At 61.5% G+C, this 21667-nt stretch carries 16 protein-coding genes and 1 pseudogene; 12 read left to right on the forward strand and 5 right to left on the reverse strand.

Annotation, left to right across the window (positions count from 1 at the left end; translation table 11 throughout):
• The first annotated feature begins 81 nt into the window (after window positions 1-81).
• The gene (locus tag HBF25_RS08115; RefSeq protein WP_166947370.1) at window positions 82-876 is read left to right on the forward strand and encodes a dienelactone hydrolase family protein; all 795 of its coding nucleotides are present in this window, start codon (window positions 82-84) and stop codon (window positions 874-876) included.
• A 205-nt stretch (window positions 877-1081) separates the two neighbouring features.
• Here the strand turns inward: HBF25_RS08115 and HBF25_RS08120 are convergent, their stop codons facing one another.
• Window positions 1082-2080 (reverse strand): polyprenyl synthetase family protein, encoded by a 999-nt coding sequence (locus tag HBF25_RS08120; RefSeq protein WP_166947371.1) that lies wholly within the window; start codon window positions 2078-2080, stop codon window positions 1082-1084.
• Between the two features lie 134 nt (window positions 2081-2214).
• Between HBF25_RS08120 and HBF25_RS08125 the strand changes: the two genes are divergently transcribed.
• From HBF25_RS08125 to HBF25_RS08155, 7 genes and pseudogenes are all read left to right on the forward strand, one after another.
• On the forward strand, window positions 2215-3411 hold the full coding sequence (locus tag HBF25_RS08125; protein WP_166947372.1) for an MFS transporter: 1197 nt from the start codon (window positions 2215-2217) through the stop codon (window positions 3409-3411).
• A 171-nt stretch (window positions 3412-3582) separates the two neighbouring features.
• The gene (ssb, locus tag HBF25_RS08130; RefSeq protein WP_166947373.1) at window positions 3583-4203 is read left to right on the forward strand and encodes a single-stranded DNA-binding protein; all 621 of its coding nucleotides are present in this window, start codon (window positions 3583-3585) and stop codon (window positions 4201-4203) included.
• A 559-nt stretch (window positions 4204-4762) separates the two neighbouring features.
• Window positions 4763-5632, forward strand: coding sequence for a site-specific integrase (locus tag HBF25_RS08135; RefSeq protein WP_166947374.1), 870 nt, complete (start codon window positions 4763-4765; stop codon window positions 5630-5632).
• 487 nt (window positions 5633-6119) lie between these two features.
• Window positions 6120-10835, forward strand: coding sequence for an RHS repeat-associated core domain-containing protein (locus tag HBF25_RS08140; protein ID WP_166947375.1), 4716 nt, complete (start codon window positions 6120-6122; stop codon window positions 10833-10835).
• Between the two features lie 2 nt (window positions 10836-10837).
• The gene (locus HBF25_RS08145) at window positions 10838-11182 is read left to right on the forward strand and encodes a hypothetical protein (RefSeq protein WP_166947376.1); all 345 of its coding nucleotides are present in this window, start codon (window positions 10838-10840) and stop codon (window positions 11180-11182) included.
• Window positions 11183-11449 (forward strand): annotated as a pseudogene (locus tag HBF25_RS08150) (RHS repeat-associated core domain-containing protein); the annotation flags it as partial.
• Entirely contained in the window at window positions 11427-11879 is a 453-nt protein-coding gene (locus tag HBF25_RS08155) for a hypothetical protein (protein ID WP_166947378.1), read from the forward strand. The pseudogene HBF25_RS08150 and the gene HBF25_RS08155, both read left to right, overlap by 23 nt.
• A 1057-nt stretch (window positions 11880-12936) precedes the next feature.
• Here HBF25_RS08155 and maiA read toward each other — a convergent pair.
• Window positions 12937-13581, reverse strand: coding sequence for a maleylacetoacetate isomerase (gene maiA / locus HBF25_RS08160; protein ID WP_166947379.1), 645 nt, complete (start codon window positions 13579-13581; stop codon window positions 12937-12939).
• A 623-nt stretch (window positions 13582-14204) separates the two neighbouring features.
• Here maiA and HBF25_RS08165 point away from each other — a divergent pair.
• Entirely contained in the window at window positions 14205-15317 is a 1113-nt protein-coding gene (locus HBF25_RS08165) for an agmatine deiminase family protein (RefSeq protein WP_166947380.1), read from the forward strand.
• 450 nt (window positions 15318-15767) lie between these two features.
• Here the strand turns inward: HBF25_RS08165 and HBF25_RS08170 are convergent, their stop codons facing one another.
• Both HBF25_RS08170 and HBF25_RS08175 read right to left on the reverse strand, forming a co-directional pair.
• Window positions 15768-16826, reverse strand: a complete 1059-nt coding sequence (locus HBF25_RS08170) for an alpha/beta hydrolase (RefSeq protein WP_208392488.1) — start codon at window positions 16824-16826, stop codon at window positions 15768-15770.
• Window positions 16827-16943: 117 nt separating this feature from the next.
• Window positions 16944-17801, reverse strand: a complete 858-nt coding sequence (locus tag HBF25_RS08175) for a LysR substrate-binding domain-containing protein (protein WP_166947381.1) — start codon at window positions 17799-17801, stop codon at window positions 16944-16946.
• Between the two features lie 242 nt (window positions 17802-18043).
• On the opposite strand from HBF25_RS08175, the gene HBF25_RS08180 reads away from it, so the two are divergent.
• The 3 genes from HBF25_RS08180 (at window position 18044) to HBF25_RS08190 (ending at window position 20743) form a co-directional block, all read left to right on the forward strand.
• Window positions 18044-20005: a CocE/NonD family hydrolase gene (locus HBF25_RS08180; RefSeq protein ID WP_243853134.1), complete on the forward strand. Its 1962-nt coding sequence runs from the start codon at window positions 18044-18046 to the stop codon at window positions 20003-20005.
• Between the two features lie 121 nt (window positions 20006-20126).
• On the forward strand, window positions 20127-20402 hold the full coding sequence (locus tag HBF25_RS08185) for a type II toxin-antitoxin system Phd/YefM family antitoxin (protein WP_166947382.1): 276 nt from the start codon (window positions 20127-20129) through the stop codon (window positions 20400-20402).
• Entirely contained in the window at window positions 20402-20743 is a 342-nt protein-coding gene (locus HBF25_RS08190; protein ID WP_166947383.1) for a type II toxin-antitoxin system RelE/ParE family toxin, read from the forward strand. The genes HBF25_RS08185 and HBF25_RS08190 overlap by 1 nt, the downstream gene beginning before the upstream one ends.
• A 25-nt stretch (window positions 20744-20768) precedes the next feature.
• Here HBF25_RS08190 and HBF25_RS08195 read toward each other — a convergent pair whose 3' ends face one another.
• Window positions 20769-21632, reverse strand: coding sequence for a DMT family transporter (locus HBF25_RS08195; RefSeq protein WP_166947384.1), 864 nt, complete (start codon window positions 21630-21632; stop codon window positions 20769-20771).
• Window positions 21633-21667: the final 35 nt, after the last annotated feature.

The following is a 21667-nucleotide window of genomic DNA, read 5'->3' on the forward strand; positions in this document are numbered from 1 at the left end:
GCAGACGGTTAGCGTTTCCTGACGCTGGTCGCGCGCGAGGCGCGCTCCTACACTCGGGCCTCTTCCCAGGGAGGTTTACCGATGCGCCTTTCGTTGCTCGCCTTATCCCTACTGCTGCTCGGCTGCGCCGGCAGCGTGCAGGCCGAAGTCGTCGCCAAGCCCGTCCAGTGGACGGAGCAGGGCGTCACCTACAAGAGCTTTCTCGTCTACGACGATGCCGTGAAAACCAAACGCCCCGGCCTCGTCATGGTGCCGAACTGGTTCGGCGTGAACGACAACGCCATCGCCAAGGCCAAAGACATCGCCGGCAAGGACTACGTCATCCTGCTTACCGACATGTATGGCGAGAAAGTGCGTCCGAAGAACGCCGACGAAGCGGGTGAAGCCGTGAAACCGCTGTACGCAGATCGCAAGATCATGCGTGATCACGTGACGCGTGCCTTGCAGGAACTGAAGGCCCAGGAAAAGAACGCACCCATCGATTCGACGAAGCTTGCGGCCATCGGTTTCTGCTTTGGTGGCTCGGCCGTGCTCGACCTTGCGCGTACCGGTGCCGATATCGCCGCGGTGGTGAGTTTCCACGGCCTGCTAAGCACCGACGACAAGCTGCCCAGTGATATTCATGCCGCCGTGCTGGCGCTCAATGGCGCGGACGACCAGGGCGTGCCGCCGGAGCAGCGCCAGGCATTCGAGAAGGAAATGACCACGGCAAAGGCCGACTGGGTGTCCGCCGATTTCGGCAACACGGTGCATTGCTTTACGGAAAAAGAAGCTACCGATACGACAGGTAACTGTCGTTACAACGGCAAGACGGCCAAGCGGGCGTATGGCGCGATGCGCGCGTGGCTGGACGAGGCGTTTGCCGCGAAGCATTGAGAGAGTGGTCGCGCGCAGGGCGCGGTATCGTGCGGCATGTTGGGTCATCGGTCGCGCGCAAGGCGCGCTCCTACAAGGCAACGAGGCCCATGTAGGAGCGCGCCTCGCGCGCGACAGCCAACGAAGCGAAGAAGCGCAGGCAGATCACATCCGCGATTAACCCACAAAGCGAGAGAAGCGAAAAACCCAGCCGCTTCCCCATCGATCAGAACCGCCGCTCCACCGAATAATCGGCCAGCGCCAGCAATGCATCCCGATGCGCCGAAGCCGGCAACACCGACAGCGCATCCTTGGCCGCACGCGCGTGCGCCGTGGCCTTCTCGTGAGTGCGCTCAAGCGCACCCGAATCGCGAATGGACGCCACGATCCGGTCCAGCGAATCCAGCCCGCCATGCTCGATCGCATGACGCAGCGACTTCAGCTGCTCGGCATCCGCCGACTGCATCGCATAAATGAGCGGCAGCGTCGGCTTGCCCTCGGCCAGGTCGTCACCGATGTTCTTGCCCAGTGTCTCCGCATCCGACACGTAATCGAGCAGGTCGTCGGCAATCTGGAAGGCATAACCCAGCTCCATGCCGTAGCGACGAAGCGCCGCCGTCTGCGTATCGTCCAGCCCCCCAAGCACGCCACCCAGCTCGGTGGCGGCTGCGAAGAGCACGGCCGTCTTGCGCTCGATCACGGCCAGATAGGCGGCTTCATCCACGTCGGCATTGCCGATATTGAGCAACTGCAACACCTCGCCCTCGGCGATGGTGTTGGTGGTATCCGCCAAAATGCGCATGATCCGCATATCGTCCAGCTCAACCATCAGCTGGAACGACCGCGAATAGAGGAAGTCACCCACCAGCACGCTCGCCGCATTGCCCCACAGGGCATTGGCCGTCTTGCGGCCGCGACGCATGTCGGATTCGTCCACCACGTCGTCGTGCAGCAGCGTGGAGGTGTGGATGAACTCGATGATGGCGGCGAGCTTCGCGTGCTCCTTGCCCTGGTAGCCGGCGGCGCCGGCCGCGAGCACATGGAGCATGGGGCGCAGGCGCTTGCCGCCACCGGCGATGATGTGGTCGGCGATGCGGTTGATCAGCACCACGTCGGACGCCAGGCGGCTGCGGATCAGGGCGTCGACCTGCGCCATGTCGTCGGCGGCGAGGGCGCGGACGCCTGCGAAATCGAGGGTGGTCTGGCTTTCGGCGAGGGAGTGCATGGTGCCCGTTATGGTGTGTGCGGCAAATCAGCCCACATTATAGGCATGAGCCCGTGCCGGGACGGTTCACTGGCCGACGATCCGTATAATCGAAGTCCGTTGTCGCCCTGGTGCGCCGTCTCCGGAACCCTTCGGTGAGCAAACTCAGCCCCCTCGAACTGCGTAGCGCCATCACACTGGCTGCGGTGATCAGCCTCCGCCTGTTCGGCCTGTTCCTCATCCTGCCCGTCTTTTCCGTTTATGCGCGCAGCATGCCTGATGCCACGCCGTGGCTGATCGGCGTGGCCCTGGGCGTCTACGGCATCGGCCAGATGTGCCTGCAGGTGCCGCTGGGCCTGCTCTCCGACCGCATCGGCCGCAAGCCGGCCATCACCCTGGGCCTGCTCGTCTTCGCCGTCGGTGGCATCGTGGCCGCCTGCTCGCACACCCTGACCGGCATTGCCCTGGGCCGGGCCCTGCAAGGCATGGGCGCCGTGGCCGGTGCCGGCAGCGCGCTGGTGGCCGACCTCACGCGTGAAGACCGTCGCAGCAAGGCCATGGGCATCATCGGCGTCTCCATCGGCATGTCCTTCCTGCTGGCGCTGGTGCTCGGCCCGCCGCTGGAAGCCGTCTCCGGCCTCGGTGGCCTGTTCGGCCTTACCTCCGTGTTGGCCCTGCTGGCCATGATCCTGCTGTGGTTCGTGGTGCCCGCGCCGGAGATCCAGCGCGCCAGCGGCGGGAGCACCTGGCGCGACCTGCGGGTGATGTTCCTCGACCCGCAGATGTTGCTGCTCAACGGCTCGGTGTTTTTCCTGCATGCCTTGCTCACGGCCAGCTTCGTGGGCCTGCCCATCCTGCTCACCGACACCTGGAAGCTCGCGGTCTCCGACCAGTGGATGCTCTACCTTCCGGTGATGCTGGTCGCCGCGCTGGTGATGGGCGGCCTGCTGCCGCGCATGCGCGAAGTGGGGCAGAGCATGCGGATGATCGTGGCCTGCGTCCTCGCCCTGGGCGTGGCCCTGGCTGGCATGGCCGTCACCGCCAGCCACATCGTCTTCCTGGGCGCCGCCGCCACGCTGTTCTTCTCCGCCTTCAACCTGCTGGAGGCGGCGCTACCCAGCCTCGTCTCCCGCCTGGCCCCCGCGCCTTTACGTGGTGCGGCCATGGGCGCCTACTCGTCGAGCCAGTTCTTCGGCGCCTTCGTGGGCGGCGCCCTGGGCGGCGTGGCGCTGGGCCAGCTTGGCGTGCAGGGCGTGTTCGTGGCCGCCGCCATCGCCACCCTGGCCTGGCTGCCGCTGGCCCTGTGGGGCACCCGGCGCATCGCTGGCGCGGCCGCGCAGGCGCTGGGCTAGGCCGGGAAGCCGCCCACGCCAACGGCCGGGCGAAACCTGTTTGATCCGGAGCCGGGCATCGCCCAAACTACACGGTCCGACCTGTTCGCCGCCCAAGGGCGTTCGCGGGACATCGGCAGCGCCCCCGGCCACGGGCCACGGGGCCAAAGACACGTATTACGAGGGAATTCCATGGCACGCGGCATCAACAAGGTCATCATCGTCGGCAACCTCGGCGCGGACCCCGAAGTCCGTTACACCGGCAGCGGCACGGCGATCACCTCGCTGCGCATCGCCACGTCCGAAAGCTGGACCGACAAGCAGAGCGGCGAACGCCAGGACCGCACCGAATGGCATCGCGTCAAGCTGTTCGGCAAGCTGGCGGAGATCGCCGGCGAGTACCTGAAGAAGGGCCGTCAGGTCTACATCGAAGGTTCGCTGCGCACCGACAAGTACACCGACAAGGACGGCGTCGAGCGCTTCAGCACCGACATCGTCGCCAACGAGATGCAGATGCTCGGCGGCCAGGGCGGTGGTGGTGAAGGTGGCGGCGGCTTCGGCGGCGGCCAGGGCGCCTCGCGCCCGCAGCAGTCGCGCGGCGGCCAGCAGGGCGGCGGCAACTTCGGCGGCGGTGCCGGCGGTGGCGGCAACAACTGGAGCGGCGGCGGCAACCAGCGCGGCGGCGGTGGTGGCGGCAACTTCGGTGGCGGCCAGGGCGGCGGCGATTACGGCCAGCAGCGTGGTGGCAATCAACCGCAGCGGTCTGCACCGCCGGTCAATGAAGGGTTTGATGACGACGATATTCCGTTCTAGACAACACATATCTTGAAATGTTGATTTAGATTTGAAAAGCCCTTGCTCTTGCAAGGGCTTTTTCTTTTTCGATGGATCTGATGATTGAGAACGATGGCTTGAAATGCTACACATCCTGGAACAGTAGAGAACGAGTACGCGTCGTGTATCACATCGCGGTTCGTGTTCTTGCAAGCGGCGAGCGAGCGCTATTCCTATTGGATAGCCGGGGCTGCCCTCTGTTCTATCCAACGTTATTTGTTACTTCGTAGCTTCGAAACGCGAGAGCTCCGGCAAACACGATCAAGAACAAGCTCGCGCATATCGCCGTTCTACTAGGTGGCAGGATGCTCGAAAGCGTGACCTCGTGGCTGACTTTCGCAGCAGTCGATTTCTAACGGTGGCTGACATCGCGTCGCTCCGCGACTTCGTGCAAAGGGACATGCGTGAAGCTGGAGAGGCAGATAAAGCAGTTGGTCGTAGCTGTCGGCGCGGGGGGATGCTTCTTGAGGGGCGAACAGCTCAATCGGTGCCGTGTGCTGCCGTAGGTGGCCCCCAGCAGTACAACCGACTAACCACCATGGCTGACTATCTAGCCTTTGTCGTGGCAGTCGTCACGCAACACAAAGGTTCAGCGCAGGATGCCGCTCAGATCGAGCGCATGGTGGAATTGATCCGTAAGCATCGTCCTCGCGGCCTTTCCCGAAGCTTGGATGACGATCCGCATGCCAAATCACCTCCATCCGATCTGGTCGAGCGTTTCATGGATATCGTTGCCGTCGATCACCCGGGAAACCCCTTCCGGAACCCTGGAGTTGGCTTGCACAACGCGATTCTGTTTGGCCTATTGCGCCATACGGGGATGCGCCGTGGCGAGCTTCTAAGCCTTTGTTACAGCGATATCGACGTGGGGCACGAACCGATTGTTTGGGTGCGGCGCAACCACGATGATGTGGCGGACCCTCGTCGCCATCAGCCTGTAGCGAAAACAAAGGAGCGCCCGCTACCGATACCGATGGAGCTGGCATCCCAGATCCAAGACTACTTCCTCAATCACCACTCGAAGACCCCGGTCGTACGTGAGCATGGATTCTTGCTTGTCTCGCACAAAAAGGGAGTGACTTTCGGTCAGCCCCTCTCTCAGACTGCATTGGGAAGCCAAATTATGGCGAAGATGCGTTCGCTCGATCCCGCGTTCGTCGATATCCACCCGCATTCCTTTCGACATCACTTCAATTACATGTTGTCCAAGCGTGTGGATGAACACAACGCCCGCGTACGTGGACAACAGGAGGTACGCGCGTTCATCAACGATCACCGAAGCAAAGCATCTGCTGGCATCTATAACCAGCGCCATGTACGTGAGCCGGAGCATCTTCGCCATATCGCGCCGGTACAGGAGGGGTTGGTGAACTTCCGGGGACTTTTTCTGTTCCCGGCCGAAAGGTAACTGGCCAGACTGTTGCCCACCCTCCAGCCGGCACGCCCTCTCCTCCGAAACCTACGCTAACGACGTCGGGTACGCATGCCTTGATCGGTTGCGTTCCTGGGGCACATGGTGAGGCGTGGCTTCGCCTTGGTACCCAGGACAACCGCGTGCAAAGGAGCTCAACCCGCCTTGACGGCCTCAATAATGATCTGCATGTCAACCTCTCATGAGTGGAGGATGCCCTCCAAACGGTCGAGCGTTGTGCTCTGCCTCGTCGTGGTGCACTCGCCGCACCATCGTCAAGAAAGCGGGGTGACATAGACTGAACATGCGTCGGTCGGAAAGCGGAATGTTAGGGAGGCGGCTTACACCTCCATCCACGTTTCTTGACGAGCGTCGCACTTTTGATGGCTGTCAGATTTCCCCTACAGACACCCCTTGCCTAAAAGTGCACCTTTCCCCTGATGCCCGGCCCGACGCCTGCGGCACACCTCAGGGAAGCTGTCCGATGAAACGCGTCTGCCACGGCCTTGCGATGCTGTTCGCCTTGCTGCTCTCATCCGTTGCCCATGCCTCTCCAAGCGACGGTCCTGCGTCATCAAGCAGCACGCGCCCTCCAGCGGCCCAGGCATCGGCGTCAGCGACGCAGATTGTCCACAGGCTCAACATCGCTGCTGCTCCTTCAGACGGAACAGGGGTTTACTGGGATGCCCCATATTTCCACCAAGGCTACGCCGACAATGGCCCCTTCGATTCCGTGGGGGAAGCCGTTGACCACTGGTGGGCCGATTGGCAACGCGTCTGGCCCGGTTTCGATTGCGGCTATACGCCGACCTTCTACGACCCGCCCCGCGAGGATGGCGCCGTCGCCGGCATGCTGCTCCAGTCGCCCTGCAGCGGCGGCAATGGCGTCTTTGCCACCCAGTACAGCTTCGACGCCGCTCAGAACAACGGCGAAGGCGCGGGCTGTGACGGCGGCGAGGGCAGCAATGGTGGCGGTGGCGGTACGGGCTCGGGGGGCGGCGACGCCCCCAGTTGCGAATCAGGCAAGGGCGTGCCAGATACCGGTACCCCGTCGGCCGGGGACCCCATCAACACGGCCACCGGTAACAAGTACGTTCAGGAGGACGACTACACCGCCAGCGACTGGCTGCGATTCCGTCGCTTCTACAACAGTCATCCTTCGGCGCCGGGAAGCGCGATGGGTACGCACTGGAGCCATTCGTTCAACCGCAGCCTGACCCGCCTCACGGGCAATTCGGGCTCGTTCGTCATCACTGCCACCCGGCCGAGCGGCCTGCGCGAGACCTTTCGCAAGTCTGGCACCAACGCCTGGACCACCACGGTCAACAACCCCGACATTCTCACCGAGTCGATCGATGCCCAGGGGGCGACGACGGGCTACTCGCTCTGGGTGGCGGCCCTCCGCCACACGGAAACGTACAACCCCGATGGGGCCTTGCTGACCGTCCAGGACCAGACAGGCCAGACCGCCACACTCACCTACAGCGACACACTGACCGATCCGGCGGTCGCGCCCAAGCCGGGGCTCCTACTGACCGTGACCGCCCCGGACGGACGCGCCCTGTCGTTTACCTATGATGCCAACGCCCGCGTCCACCAACTCACGCTTCCCGACGGTGGCGCGTTCGTCTACGGGTACGACACCACCGGGAATCTGACGTCGGTCCAATACCCCGACAGCAAGACGCGCCAGTACGTCTACAACGAGTCGCCCCTCACCGGCGGTAAGAGCTTGCCGTCGGCCATGACCGGCCTTGTTGACGAGAACGGCGTGCGTTTTGAGGACACCGCGTTCGACAGCACCGGTCGAGCGACTTCGACTCAATTCTCCGGAGGCAATGGGCGGGTGGCGATCGTCTACAACGTCGACGGCTCCTCCGACGTGACCTACCCCCTCGGCGGTGTCTCCCACCAGGGCTATGCCACCGTCCAGGGCCTGTTCCGGGTGGCCACCATCGATAAGCCGTGCGGTGAATGCGGCCAGCCGTATGCCTCCCGCACCTATGACGTCAACTCCAGGCCGGCGAGCTACACCGACTTCAACGGCAGCGTCCGGGCGATGACCTATGACGCTAATGGCCTGCCCACGCAGGAGATCGACGCGAAAGGTTCAGCTGACCAACGCACCATCGACACCACGTGGAACACCGTACTGCGCGTGCCCTTGCTTCGCACCGTCAAAGACGCCTCGGGCAACCTCATCCAAAAGGAGGGCTGGGCATTCAACAGCCGGGGCCAGACGACGGCCCAATGCCTCATCGACCCCGTAAAGGCCCCCTCCTACACCTGTGCTGCCACTGGCACCGTGCCCACCGGGGTCCGTCGTACGAGCCTTACCTACTGCGAGAGCGTGTCGACTACCTGCCCGCTTCTCGGCCTGCTGCTCACGGTCGACGGCCCGCGCACCGACGTGAGCGACACCCTGACCTACGCCTGGTACCCGCAAGGCGACGAATCGGGCTGTGCCACCCTGGGTGGCGCCTGCCATCGTCCGGGTGACCTGAACGCCGTCACGGATGGCGCAGGGCTCGTCACCACCTTCGTGAGCTACGACAAAAATGGGCGACCCACCCGCGTCAAGGCTCCTAACGGGGTGCTGACCGACTACACGTACACCCCACGAGGCTGGCTGGCGACGACCACGGTTCGTGCGCAGGCATCGGGCACGCCGTCGGCCAGCGACGCGGCGACTACCATCACTTATAACCCGGACGGCACCGTTCATCAGGTCACTGACCCGGATCAGGTCACCACAACCTACACCTACGATGCGGCTCACCGCCTGACCGATGTGACCGATGGTCAGGGGCGCCGTTACCACTACACGCTGGACGCCGCAGGCCATCGAACGAAGGAGGAGGTCATCACGGCGGCCGGCACCGTGGTGCGTACCACCTCACAGAGCTTTAACACGCTTGGCCAGCTCACGGCGATCACCGACGGTCTTAGTCGTACGGTGTTTTCTGCGACCTACGCCGACAGCTATGACGCTAACGGCAACCTTGCCCACAGCCAGGATGGCCTTGGCATCCAGCGCAAGCAGGTGTTTGATGGGCTCAACCGGCTGGTCAGTACGCTCCGTAACTATCAGGGCACTGACACCACCACGAAAGACACCCAGTCGGTCACCTCGTTCGATGCACTCGACCGAGTCGTCGGTTTCAGCGACCCGGACGGGTTGAACACCACCTATGACATCGACCCCCTGGGTAATGTCACCGGCCTGGAAAGCCCGGACACAGGCACGACAGCCCGCGCGTTCGATGCCGCTGGCAACCTGATCACGTCCACCGATGCCATCAACAACAGCAGCACATCAACGTACGATGTCAACAATCGTCCCCTCTCGACGAGCTATGCCGATACGACGCTCAACGTGCAATACAAGTACGATGAGGCAGACTCGGTCACTGGCTGCCTCGGCGGCTTCGGCAGAGGTCATCTGACTCGCATCGTAGAAAGCAACGGCAGCATCGTCTTCTGCTACGACGCACGCGGCAATGTCGTTCGGAAACAGCAAACCGTCGGCACTACGACCAGGACAACCACCTATACCTGGACGCGCGGCAACCGCCTCAATTCGGTGACCACGCCGAACGGGACCCTTATTGCCTATACCCGCGACAGCATCGGCAACATCACCACCGTCACAGCCACACCGCCGGGTGGCACGGCAGCGACTATCGTCAGCAACGTCGTTTACCATTCGTTCGGGCCGATCGCTTCCTACACGCTCGGTGACGGGCAGACGGTGACTTTAACGCGCGACGTCTCCGGAGCGCTGACCGACATCACCGGCGCAGCATTCTCGCTCCACCTCAAGCGGGACGTGCTCGGCCACATCACGGCCATCGGTAGCAGCAGTGGCGTACCCACGGCCACCGAGACGTATAGCTACGATCCGCTCTACCGCCTGACCGGCGTAACGAACCCGGCAGGCGCCGCGATTGAGGCATACACGTACAACAAGACAGGCGATCGCCTGACCAAAGCCGGACCCGGTATTCTCACCGGCACCTACGGCTATGCCACCGGCACGCACCATCTCACAGCCATCGGCACGACAACGCGCCAAGTCGACGCACGGGGCAACACCACGTCGAGCGTACTGGCCTCCGGGGCGTATACGTTCAGCTACAACCAACGCAATCGGCTGACTTCGATTCAGAAAGACGGCACCACCGTCGGTATCTATGTGCTCAACGCCCTGGGCCAACGAGTGCAGAAGGTGGCGGGCACGACCACCACACGGTTTGACTACAACGAAGCCAGCCAGCTGCTGTCCGAATCGACAGGGACGGCCACTCGTGACTACGTCTGGCTAGGCGACCTGCCCGTGGGCATCGTTGATCGGAATGGCACCACAGCATCGTTGGCTTTTATCCATGCCGATGGGCTGGGCACGCCGCGGGCGGTGACCGACACCACGGGCACCGTGCTCTGGCAATGGCCCTATGCCGGTAACCCGTTCGGAGAGGCAGCACCCACCTCGGCTGTTGGGTACGTGCTCAACTTGCGGTTCCCGGGGCAATATTTTGATGCCGAGAGTGGACTGATCTACAACGTCCGCCGTGATTACGAGGCAGCCAGCGGACGCTATCTTCAGAGCGATCCGATCGGTTTAAAGGGCGGTGTCAGCACCTATGGCTACGTCAGAAGCTCTCCCATGGGAGCATCTGATCCTTGGGGGCTTCAGACTTGGGGCGGTCCACCCGAAGAAAATCTTCCCGAGAGCATTCCGGAAATCAATGAAGAGATCGAACGCCTTGATGAAGAGGCTCGGGAAGGTGCGCCGATCCCTGGTCAAGCGAATGTTCCCCGTCCCGATACGGGAGAATGGGGACCGCAGGGCGAATGTGTACGGCCAGAACTGCAGCCTCCTGTGGCATCCATGTCAGCAGGTCCATCCGCGCCCGACTTTATCGTCACTTCGGGTGGCCGCACCTTCCCTGTTCCGCGAGGCGCTAGCGGGCCGACTCCTACACCAAACGGAAAGGGCTACCAATATACCGGCGGCAGCGGCGGCCCAGGTTTTAGCCCGGCTGTCGATACCTTACGTATGATGGATCCAGTGACGAGTGGAAAGTATCAGTATCCAAATGGTTATGGGGTTTATCAGAACAGCTCGGAACAGGGGATTGACCCCCTGACAGGGCGTACACTCCCTAACAACTCGCCTCTCAGACATATCGAGCGATAAACATGTCGACAACTAATGACATTCTCAATAAATCTCTTGTAGGCCGGCAACTCTCCGCAGTCACGTTTGTAATGGATTATTTTCAATTCCACTTCGATGACAGCCGTCTGACAGTTTACTCATTGCCTATTGCCACTACAGGGGAACCAATTATCTCCAATTTTCGTGATCGCCTTTGCGCCTTCATCGGCCGAGATGTTACGTTCGCGGAAGAAGTTTTAGATATAGCACTGAATATTGACTTCGGTACTTTTGGGCGGATAACAATACCTCTGGATGAAGAATCCAGGGTCACGGTGGAGGTTGCGGAACTGAGTCAAGCGGGAACATCAGTCCTCATGTGGTAACCCGGCCAGTACTTCGATGCCAAGAGTGGGTTGAACTACAACGTCAATCGGGACTATGAAGCGGCGACGGGGCGGTACATGCAGAGCGACCCGATCGGCCTGAATGGCGGGGTCTCAACTTACGGCTACGCTGCCGCTCCGATGTCCCCCCTGATTGGACGGGCATTGCACCGAACGGGGATGTCATCACCGGCGATCACGAAGGGAACGCCGTCAACCATGGAAACTACAAAGATTTCCTGCCGTGACCGACAAGTGCTCAATTAGCCTTCGGCTGTTCAGTGAAGCTGTTGGCGCCGAGGCAATGCTCTCTGGCGTCGGACTCGAAGCGTCCGTAACCCACAACAAGGGCAAGCCGAGACAGACACCGAAAGGTACTCCCCTGGATGGGGTCTACAGCGAGTCTTTCGCCGTATTCCCCCTGGTCAAGAACGACAATCGCTGGCTGTCCGAATCTATCAAGGAATGCATCGCTCGACTGGCGCATGCACAAAACCTTTTTACTGAGATCAAGGTGAACGGAGGCCGGGCAGAGCTTTTTATCGGATGGTTCCTGTCCGGCAGCAGTGGAGACATCCTTACCTCTTCTCTACTTCTCGAGGTCGCAGGCCTCGGACTGGATCTCTCGTTCGACATCTATCCTCCCGATGGGATGGAGCAATCCGCAGCGCTACCGACGAGCTCCAGGTCGATATAAAATTAGCGTGCTTCACGGCGTCTCCGCTGTGACATGGATGTCTTCGTCTAGAGCACATTACGTCAGCTTATTTTACGCCCGCGGGGGATGGGCGGAATTTGCCAGATTCAAGAAAGTCCTCGTGAAGCCACGTACGCCAGGCCGATGAGGCTGGATGCAACTCAGGTGAAAGCGCAGGAGCGCGATCGCTTGGCAAACATGGCTTACGACTTATAGGCCGATTTGGAAATGCGCGCCGTAGCCTCTTTGCAGCGACTGGGCCAAGACGGAAATGTGGTGAGAAAGGAAGCAAGATTGGTTTTGAATTGGTGGTTTTATACCATTCAAGCTAGCATCGTTGAGAATGACATATCTTGGATGCGGCCATTTCTTGCTTCATATCAAGGTACGTTCTCTAAATTGAGATGATTCCGATTCTCCGCAAAGTGTACACAACCGTTCTGAGGCCTACTCGCTTCAACGTGATTTGTAAACAAAAACACAGCCTCGGAGTAACGAGGCTGTGTTTTTTTTTCTCAAAAGCGAATGTGACTGCGGAACTCGCGAAAAGGCGGATGTCCTCTTTGGCCTTTTAAGGTGGTTTCAATCACTTCAGAATTTGCATGGCATGAAAGACGCGGTCACGCTTGTCTATCGCGGCCGGCGTCAAGATCGGTGCTAAGCAGCAATCCTTAATAAGGTCGAGGCTTATTAAAGGTTAGCGCCCTAACCTTTAATAGGGCCGGTTGCTATTAAAGGTTAAGGAAACCGGGGTTCCCGTCCTTGCGTCTCGCCGACCAGGCTGGCGATTTGGCGTTGATGGGCTACCGAGGCCGCCCGGCTTCTATCCACTGGAGCGTACGCTCCTCCGATAACCGATACCGCGCGGTGTTGTACGGCTGCATGGAATCAAGACGCTCATTCAGCAACGCCCTGAAAGTGTTCGCGTCTGAGGGCTCCAGATGAAGTGCCTGAAGAGCAGCCTCCAGCGGTTTGCCTTCACCGGCGATCATGCCGATAGCCGACATCAGCTCACCGCCAAGACGCCTCGGGTAGCCTCACGTCAGGGAAGCCAATGTCACCGCACATACCCCGGACGTCGGGACGGATGGGCATCACGGAACTCGGGCAGCTCGAAGCAGCGTGCCGTGAGCGTCGTGACTTGCGGGTAGTCCGTGATATCGAGGTCATAAAGCTCGGCAGTGATGATCTGCCCGGCGATGCATATATCGGCGATACCTGGTGCGTCGCCCAGTGCAAAGGGCGACGCAGGACGATGCCCGAGCAGGCGTTCATACGTGGCGAGCCCTTCGGCGGCCCAGTGCCTGCACCACGCCACAATCGCGGCGTTGTCTGCATTGAATGCATGGGCGAGATGATTGCGCACGCGCGGCACGACGAGGGGGTGGGCATCCGCGACGGAGACGAGCGCCAGTGAGCGTGCATAGGCACGTTCCTCGGGGTTGTCGGGAAGCAGTCTTGGCTCCGGATGAATCTCGTCGAGGTACTCCATGATCGCCATTGACTGGAACAGGCGATGGCCGTTGTGGATGAAAGTGGGCACGACATGTTCCGCATTGAGCGCTGCATACTCCGGATCGAACTGCCGCCCGGAGAGGATATCGACTTCGATTTCTTCGCAGGGGATGTTCTTCAGGGCAAGCGCCACACGAACGCGGAAGGCAGCGTTCGAGCGCCAGAAACCGTAGAGCTGGGTGGTCATGGATGATCCTCTTCGGGAAGTGAGCGGTGTCCTTCCAGTGATCAGCATGCCGGGCGATCGGGCAGGCTTCGCCGTACCCGGCAGGATGTGTCGGGGCGTCGCGGGGCATCTGTATCGCTGGGCAGGCGATGATCGTCCGGGCATGATGCGACTCATGAATTGCAATTGCAACTATTGTGCGTCGGCTTCGCCAGACGCGCTTTGAGGACTCATGAACATTCAGAAGCCTGGTCTCGTCGCCTCATCAAGCATCACTTGTGTCTGAGTGCGTTGCAGGCATCGTGTGGCAATCGATAAGCGCTTCGATGCTGCCTGACGCGGTGCCTGTGTCGATCGCCCTACGTCGTTCCAGCGAACGCTGGAACCCAGCGCCGCGTTTCACCAGCAAAACGATCACGCACCATCGGCCCTTATACACGCAACCCGCACGCGAAAACCCATCTCACCGCACTGGGTTCCAGCGTTCGCTGGAACGACGGGTGGCGCGTTGATCTGGCAGTCAGCGCGGGGTGATTAGGCTTGCTTTGCCCTTATTGCCTGATAATTTTTATTATTATTTATTGGCAATTCGGGACTACAGTGTTGTGTGCTGATGCACGCACGGGTCATCACGAGATATCGCCATGTCTACGCGCAGAGATTTTATTAAGAAGGCTTCCCTGGCCGCTGGTGCCGGGTTGCTGGTTTCCCATGGGCTGCGCGTTAATGCAGCGACGGCATCCGGAAAATGGTGGATGCCCGATGAGCACCTTCCGCAGGAGCGGGTATTCCTTGCCTATGCGGCGTCGCGTTCGGTGTGGAAAGACTTCGCCGAGGATGTGAACAGCACGGTGGCCTTGCTGGCGCGAACCATTGCGCGATACCAGCCAGTGACGGTGCTTTGCCGTGAAGACCAGGAGGATGATGCCCGCGAGGAATGCGGGTCGGGAAATATCGATTATTTACCGATGCCGGTGGACGATATCTGGATACGCGACTACGGCGGTTGCTTCGTCCGGAATGCCGATGGCGATCTCGGCCTGGTGGATTTCAATTTCAATGGCTGGGGCGGAAAGCAGAAGCATTCGCGGGATGCGCAGGTTGCAAGCGCACTAAGCCATGAGTTGAAAGTGGATTACATGCGCAGCCTCGTGACTGGCGAGGGTGGCGGTATCGAGGTCGATGGGCATGGCACGGCGATCATGACGGAGAGCTGCTGGTTGAATCCCAATCGCAACCCGGGCATGAGCCGCGCGCAGATCGAGGCGGAGCTGAAGGCGCGGCTTGGGTTGCGGAAGATCATCTGGCTGCCGGGTATCCGGGATGAGGACATCACGGATGCGCATGTGGATTTCTATGCACGGTTTGTGCGGCCGGGCGTGGTGATTGCCAATCTGGACAACGATCCGGAGTCGTATGACTACGATGTCACCCGGAAGCATTTACAGATACTCAAGTCAGCGACGGATGCCGATGGCAAGCGGCTGGAGGTGCATGCGTTGCCGCCGCCGCTGGAGATCCGGGATAGCGAATTCTCCGAGGATGATTCGACGTTTGCGGCGGGGTATATCAATTTCCTTCCGATCAATGGCGCGGTGATTGCGCCGCAGTTCGGGGATGGGAAGGCGGACCGGTATTGCCGGACGCTGCTTGCTTCGTTGTATCCGGGGCGGGAGGTGGTGCAGGTGAATATTGATCCGATTGCTTCGGGTGGTGGTGGGATACATTGCGTGACGAAGAACATGCCTCGGGTTTGATGATGAGGGTATGAAAAAGCCCCGGGAGACCGGGGCTTTCTTTTCCAGAGCGGAAGCCGATGGGGCGTTGGGTTGAAACCGATTGCATCGCGCTGGGTTCCTGCGTTCGCAGGAACGACGTGAGGGGGCTTGCAGCGCACCGTGAGGAAGCTTGCAGCCTGATGCGGGAGCTTGCAGCATGGTGCGGGAGCTAGCCGCATGGTGCGGGAGCTAGCCGCATGGTGCGGGAGCTAGCCGCATGGTGCGGGAGCTAGCCGCATGGTGCGGGAGCTAACAGCATGGTGCGGGAGCTAGCAACTCGTCGTTCCAGCGAAAGCTGGAACCCAGCGCCTCGGTTTGCCAGTAAGTGCCGTTGGCTTCATCTGCTCTTTTAGGTGGAGTTTTCGCGACAACCCGTCTCGCTGCGCTGGGTTCCTGCGTTCGCAGGAACGACGTGAGGGGGCTGGTGCTTTATCGGTCTTCGTGACGTCTGTGGTGGCGGGTATCGTCGGGTTGTGCCGCTGTGCCGATAAAACCACGCGCAGCGAGCCAGTGGCCGAACATATCGGGCCACGCTTCTTCTTCCGGGATGCCTTCGGCAAGGCCGGCACCGTGCTCGCCATGGCGGAACAGATGCACATCCGCCTGCACACCGGCTGCCTGCAAGGCGTTGGCGAACATCACGCTGTTCTGAGCGCTGATGCGCTGGTCGTCCATGCTCTCGAAGAGAAACACCGGAGGCGTGGCCGACGTGACGTGGTCCTGGCTGGACAGCTCATGCTCAAGGCGATCCAGTTCGCCACCGCTGTATCCATTGAGCAGGTGCTTGAGCGAGTTCGGCGAGGCGTACTGCGAGGGCAGCATCGAGATCACCGGATACCCCAGGCCCAGAAAATAGGGGCGGGCATTCACCGCGTCGATGGCGTCATGCACGGGCATGCCGAAGTCCGAGTCAGGGTGCAGGGCGAGCGTGCTGGCGAGATGCCCGCCGGCGGAGAAGCCGAACAGGCCGATGCGTTCGGGGTCGATGCCCAGGCGACCGGCGTCGTGGCGCAGCAGGTTGAGGGCGCGGCGGCCATCCCACATGGGGACGGGATAGCGGTAGGTGCCGTTGTCCTGCACCAGGCGGTAATAAAGCACGAAGGCCTTGACGTGGTACGCGTCTGCAAAGTGCTGGGCGACGGGCTCCTGCTCCCTGGCATCGGTCAGGTGATCGTAGCCGCCACCCGGAATGATGAGGATGGCGGGCTGACCCGCGGTTTCGCCGTCGGCGGGAACGTACTCGCGCACGAAGGGGATGTCGCGGCAGGCATCGTCACCCACGGCGCCCGGTGCCCGACCCCTCCACAGAAGAATGTCGCGAGCGTCGGACGGGTCGAAGCAGGTGGTAGAGGAGATGGCGCGCGGGGTCTCCTCGCGATGGCTTTTCCTGGCGCTGGCGGGGTTGCTGGTGATGAAGGCCAGCAGGCCGATCGCGAGGATCAGCGGGACATTGCGGTACATCGGGTGGTTTCCTGTGAAGAGACGCATGGCGAGGCACCTCCAGGAACGGCCGTGGCGGCCTGGCGTTGAAGCGAATTCCTGCGAAAAGCGCAGGCTATTTGGCTTTCGTTGTGTTTTTACGCGCGATCTTTTCGCATGCAAGCATCAGAGCGCGGGAAGTACATCGCGTATGTGTTCCTCAAAGCATTCCAGCAGGCGGGAATGATGACTTCCTGCCGTCTGCACGGTAATGCCCACCGAGGGAAGCGGCGGTAGTCCGCTGGAAGGCGGCAGCACCTGCAAGTCTGGCGGTACGCCGGTCAGCGTCATCACGGTGATGGCCTGCCCCGAGCGCACCACGGCCGTTAGGCCGGCCACGCTGCCGCTGGCATAGGCAACGCGATAGCTGCGTCCCTCGCGCTCCAGGCTGGTCGTGGCCGCGATGTGGTCCAGTGCATCGGGGTCCGAGAGTGCCAGTTGCAGTGGGTCCAGCCGGAACGCCTCGCTACCCTTGCCTCCAACCCACACGAAAGGCTCGCAACGCAGGAATTGCGCGCGCTCCGGACTATCGGGTTGGGACACGATAGCGATGTCCAGCGACTGGTCCTTCAGTCGCTCAAGCAGTCGGGGCGTCGGTGCGCAGACCACTTCGATGAAGACCTGGGGATGCTGGCGGGCGAAGCTTTGCAGCAGACCGGGAAGAAAGATCCTTGCGTAATCGTCGGGGCAACCGAAGCGCAATCGACCCGACAAGGCATCGCCGGTCAGCTCCGCCACGGCATCGTCGTGTACGCGGAGGATCTTGTACGCGTGGGCCAGAAGTCGCTCGCCATGCGTGGTGAGCACCACGCCGCGTCCGGTACGGATCATCAGCGGCTGCTGCACCGCCTGTTCCAGCTTCTTCAGCTGCTGGCTGAGGGCGGCCTGCGTGCGACCGACATGCTCGGCGGCGCGGCTCATCGCCGTGGCATCGGCGATGGCGACGAAGTTACGCAACAGCGCGATGTCGAGTCGGACGCCCATGGGCATCACCTTGCGCGGGGACGCGTCGGGGGAGGGATTAGCCATTCTTAAGTCGGGCGGCATGGGCAGATAAAGATGACTTATGGGGGATGGGGGTCGTCACCACCGCCGATGATGCCCACGGTTAACGGCAACTTATGGGACCCATTAGCGTTTTTAGCTGTCGCCTGCCCGCGACCCGTGGCTAAATCGTTCGCTGACCGATTCGGTCGCTTCCGCAACCACAGGATGAGTGTATGGGGATGACTCAGGGGAAAGTGGGTTTGCTGTGTTTCCTTGCCGCAATCGTGCCAGTCATGGCCACGGCGGCGCCGGCCGATCCGCCACCGCAGGGGCTGGTGGGGACCAATGACATACCGAAGACCTTCGAGGACGTGATCCCCGGCGGGCAGGATTTCGTCAAGCGTGTGGTGATGATCCCCATGCGCGATGGCGTGAAGCTGCAGACGATCATCATGCTGCCCAAGGGGGCGCACGATGCGCCCATCCTGCTCACCCGTACGCCATACAACGCCGAGGAGCGCGCGGGCAACGAGAAGGCCTCGACCATGCTTTCCGCGTTGACGCACAGCGATGCGGTATACGTGAAAGCGGGCTATATCCGTGTTTACCAGGATGTGCGGGGCAAGTACGGCTCCGAGGGCAGGTACGTAATGATGCGGCCCGTGCGCGGGCCGCTGAACCCGACGAAGGTAGATCACGTCACCGACGCCTGGGACACCATCGACTGGCTGGTGAAACATGTGCCGGAATCGAACGGCAACGTGGGCATGATCGGCTCGTCGTACGAAGGCTTCACCGTGGCGATGGCCCTGCTCGACCCGCATCCGGCGCTGAAGGCGGCGGTGCCGGAGAGCCCCGTCATCGATGCCTACATGGGCGATGACTGGTTCCACTACGGTGCCTTCCGCAACATGATGCTCGGCTACGTACACATGCAGACGGTGCAGCAAGGGCCGGGCGTGGTCACCCCCAGCGACACCTTCGACAAATACGACGAATACCTGCGCGCAGGCTCCACGGGCGATTACATCCGCAGTCGTGGCCTCGACAAACTGCCCTTCGTCAGTCGCATGATGGAACATCCTGCCTATGACGCCTTCTGGCAGGGGCAGGATCTCGCTCGCCTGCTGGCGGCCCATCCCTCGTCGGTGCCCACGCTGTGGGAGCAGGGCCTCTACGACCAGGAAGACATGTGGGGTGCGAACCATGCGTGGCTTGCATTGAAGGCCGCAGGGCATGCGTCCAACAACTGGCTGGTGCTGGGGCCGTGGTCGCACAGCCAGGTCAATGGCATCGGTTATACGCTGGGGCCGTTGAAGTGGTCGGGCGATACCGCGCTTGAGTACAACCGCGACATGGTGCTGCCGTTTCTCAACCAGTATCTGCGGGGCGGTGCAACGGCGAAGCTGGCGCATGTCTCCGTGTACAACACGGGCGAAAGCCATTGGGATCATTTCCCGGACTGGCCAGTCGCGTGCGACAAGGGCTGTGCTGTGGGGTTGAAGCCGCTGTACCTGGGCAAGGATCGTAGCCTGTCGTTTACGGCGCCTACGGAAGCGCAGGCTGGTGACAGCTATGTCAGCGATCCGGCACGACCCGTGCCTTTCCTGCCACGCCCCGTGCTCGATCCGTTTTTCGGCTATGGATCGACGTACGCTGGCTATCTGCCCTGGAGCAAGTGGCTGGTGACCGACCAGCGCTTCGTCGATGGCCGTACGGATGTGCTGGTGTACGAGACACCGGTACTTAAATCACCGGTACGGGTGCAGGGCACTCCCGTGGCGGACATGCATATGATCACGACGGGCACCGATGGCGATGTCATCGTGAAGCTGATCGACGTGTACCCACCGCAGGTGCCTTCCGACCCGACGATGGGCGGGTACGAACTGCCTATCGCGCTGGATATCTTCCGCGGGCGGTACAGGGAGAGTTTCGAACACCCTGCGGCGATTCCGGCCAACCAGCCGCAGCGCTACCGGTTCGAACTGCCCAACGTGAACCATGTGTTCCAGCCGGGACACCGGATCATGGTGCAGGTGCAGTCCACCTTGTTCCCGCTTTACGACCGCAATCCACAGATCTTCGTGCCGAACATCTTCAATGCGAAGGCGGAGGATTACCGCCCGGCGACGGTGACTGTGCTGCGTTCGGGAGATCAGGCAAGCGCGATAGGGTTGCCGGTCGTCGATGGGCCGTAGCTTGTACGAAAGGGCTTTCCCTGCCGGGAGGGCCCTTTGCGTGCCTGGGCACGGGCGGTGTCGACTTGATGAAGGACTATTAAAGGACTAAATTAAGTCCATATCAGTCCGGGGTCTACCCATGCGCTACTCGTCTCAGGTCAAGCCGATCAGCTACCTCAAAGCCAATGCAGCCGAGGTTCTGGCCCAGTTGGCGGAGCAGCGCGAACCGCTGGTGATCACCCAGAATGGCGAAGCCAAGGCCGTTATTCAGGACGTGGCTTCTTTCGAGGAAACGCAGGAGGTCCTGGCCCTGCTGAAGGTCCTCGCTCTGGGTAACCAGGAAGTGGTCGCCGGCAAGGTCAAGCCAGTGGCAGATGTGGTGGCACGTCTGCGTGCGAAGCGTGTCGCGGACTGATGCCGGCTCGACGAGGCTCTTACGACGTCCTGCTGAGCCAGGGTGCGGAACAGGACCTGGAATCGATTCACGACTACATCGCGGAATTCGACTGTGTAGCAAATGCCAACTACGTCCTGGATCAGTTGATGACGGCGGTAGAGCAACTCGCCCGGTTTCCAGAGGGTGGTAGCCATCCCAAAGAACTCCTGGCACTCGGTATCAAGGAATATCGCCAGACCACCTTCAAGCCGTACCGGGTGATCTATCGCGTCCACGAAAACCGGGTCGTTATCTATCTGATCGTGGATGGTCGCCGAGACATGACATCGTTGATGACCCGGCGCCTGTTAGGCGGCTGAGCGAACCGGGAAGCGTGTGAACGGGTTATCTCGCAAAGCGCCGCGCACCAGCCACGCAGACGACAGCGCCAAGCGTAACCACAAGCATCGCCCAGCTTACGGTTTCGTGCAGCAGCAGTGCCGCGAGGCCGAGGCCGAGGAACGGTTGCAGCAATTGCAACTGGCCTACCGCCGCGATGCCGCCTTGCGCGAGGCCGCGATACCAGAAGATGAAGCCGATCAGCATGCTGAAGACGGAGATGTAGGCCAGGCCGATCCATGCCGATGAGGACACGCTGCCGGGGGAGGCGGGCAGGGTGAGGACGAACATCGGCAGCATCACGGGCAGGGCCAACACCAGCGCCCAGCTGATCACCTGCCAGCCGCCGAGCTTGCGCGACAGGCTGCCGCCTTCGGCATAGCCCATGCCACAGACGACCACGGCCAGCAGCATCAGCAGGTCGCCCTGAAGCGACGAGGCCACACCATCGCGCAGGGCGTAGCCCACCACGCAGGCAGCACCGGCAATGGAAAACAGCCAGAACGCCGGACGCGGGCGCTCGCCGCCACGCAGCGCGCCGAACAAGGCCGTGCACAGCGGCAACAGGCCCAGGAACACCAGCGAATGGGCGGCCGAGATGTGTTGCAGCGCCAGCGAGGTCAGCAGGGGAAAGCCCAGCACGACGCCCACGCTCACGATGGCCAGTGAAGAGAGATCGCGGCGGCCCGGGCGGCGCTCGCGCAAGCCCACCAGCAGGCAAAGCGCCAGCAGGGCGGCAATCGTGGCGCGGCCCGCGGTGACGAAATACGGGTCGAGCTCGACCACGGCGGCGCGGGTGGCGGGCATCGAGCCGGCGAAGATGGCCACGCCCATCATGCCGTTGAGCCATCCGCTAGTGGACTTTTCCATGACCTGCTCCTTTGAGTGGTGTCCAGTGGACCACT

This window comes from Luteibacter anthropi, assembly GCF_011759365.1.
Classification (GTDB): Bacteria; Pseudomonadota; Gammaproteobacteria; order Xanthomonadales; family Rhodanobacteraceae; genus Luteibacter; species Luteibacter anthropi.

What these genes read in the sequence shown, in the direction of transcription:
- HBF25_RS08185 (WP_166947382.1), top strand. Translation starts at nt 20,127, where the DNA reads ATGCGCTACTCGTCTCAGGTCAAGCCGATCAGCTACCTCAAAGCCAAT.
- HBF25_RS08195 (WP_166947384.1), bottom strand. Translation starts at nt 21,632, where the DNA reads ATGGAAAAGTCCACTAGCGGATGGCTCAACGGCATGATGGGCGTGGCC.
- HBF25_RS08115 (WP_166947370.1), top strand. Translation starts at nt 82, where the DNA reads ATGCGCCTTTCGTTGCTCGCCTTATCCCTACTGCTGCTCGGCTGCGCC.
- HBF25_RS08120 (WP_166947371.1), bottom strand. Translation starts at nt 2,080, where the DNA reads ATGCACTCCCTCGCCGAAAGCCAGACCACCCTCGATTTCGCAGGCGTC.
- HBF25_RS08145 (WP_166947376.1), top strand. Translation starts at nt 10,838, where the DNA reads ATGTCGACAACTAATGACATTCTCAATAAATCTCTTGTAGGCCGGCAA.
- HBF25_RS08180 (WP_243853134.1), top strand. Translation starts at nt 18,044, where the DNA reads ATGACTCAGGGGAAAGTGGGTTTGCTGTGTTTCCTTGCCGCAATCGTG.
- HBF25_RS08170 (WP_208392488.1), bottom strand. Translation starts at nt 16,826, where the DNA reads ATGCGTCTCTTCACAGGAAACCACCCGATGTACCGCAATGTCCCGCTG.
- ssb (WP_166947373.1), top strand. Translation starts at nt 3,583, where the DNA reads ATGGCACGCGGCATCAACAAGGTCATCATCGTCGGCAACCTCGGCGCG.
- HBF25_RS08135 (WP_166947374.1), top strand. Translation starts at nt 4,763, where the DNA reads ATGGCTGACTATCTAGCCTTTGTCGTGGCAGTCGTCACGCAACACAAA.
- HBF25_RS08140 (WP_166947375.1), top strand. Translation starts at nt 6,120, where the DNA reads ATGAAACGCGTCTGCCACGGCCTTGCGATGCTGTTCGCCTTGCTGCTC.
- maiA (WP_166947379.1), bottom strand. Translation starts at nt 13,581, where the DNA reads ATGACCACCCAGCTCTACGGTTTCTGGCGCTCGAACGCTGCCTTCCGC.
- HBF25_RS08190 (WP_166947383.1), top strand. Translation starts at nt 20,402, where the DNA reads ATGCCGGCTCGACGAGGCTCTTACGACGTCCTGCTGAGCCAGGGTGCG.
- HBF25_RS08165 (WP_166947380.1), top strand. Translation starts at nt 14,205, where the DNA reads ATGTCTACGCGCAGAGATTTTATTAAGAAGGCTTCCCTGGCCGCTGGT.
- HBF25_RS08175 (WP_166947381.1), bottom strand. Translation starts at nt 17,801, where the DNA reads ATGGGCGTCCGACTCGACATCGCGCTGTTGCGTAACTTCGTCGCCATC.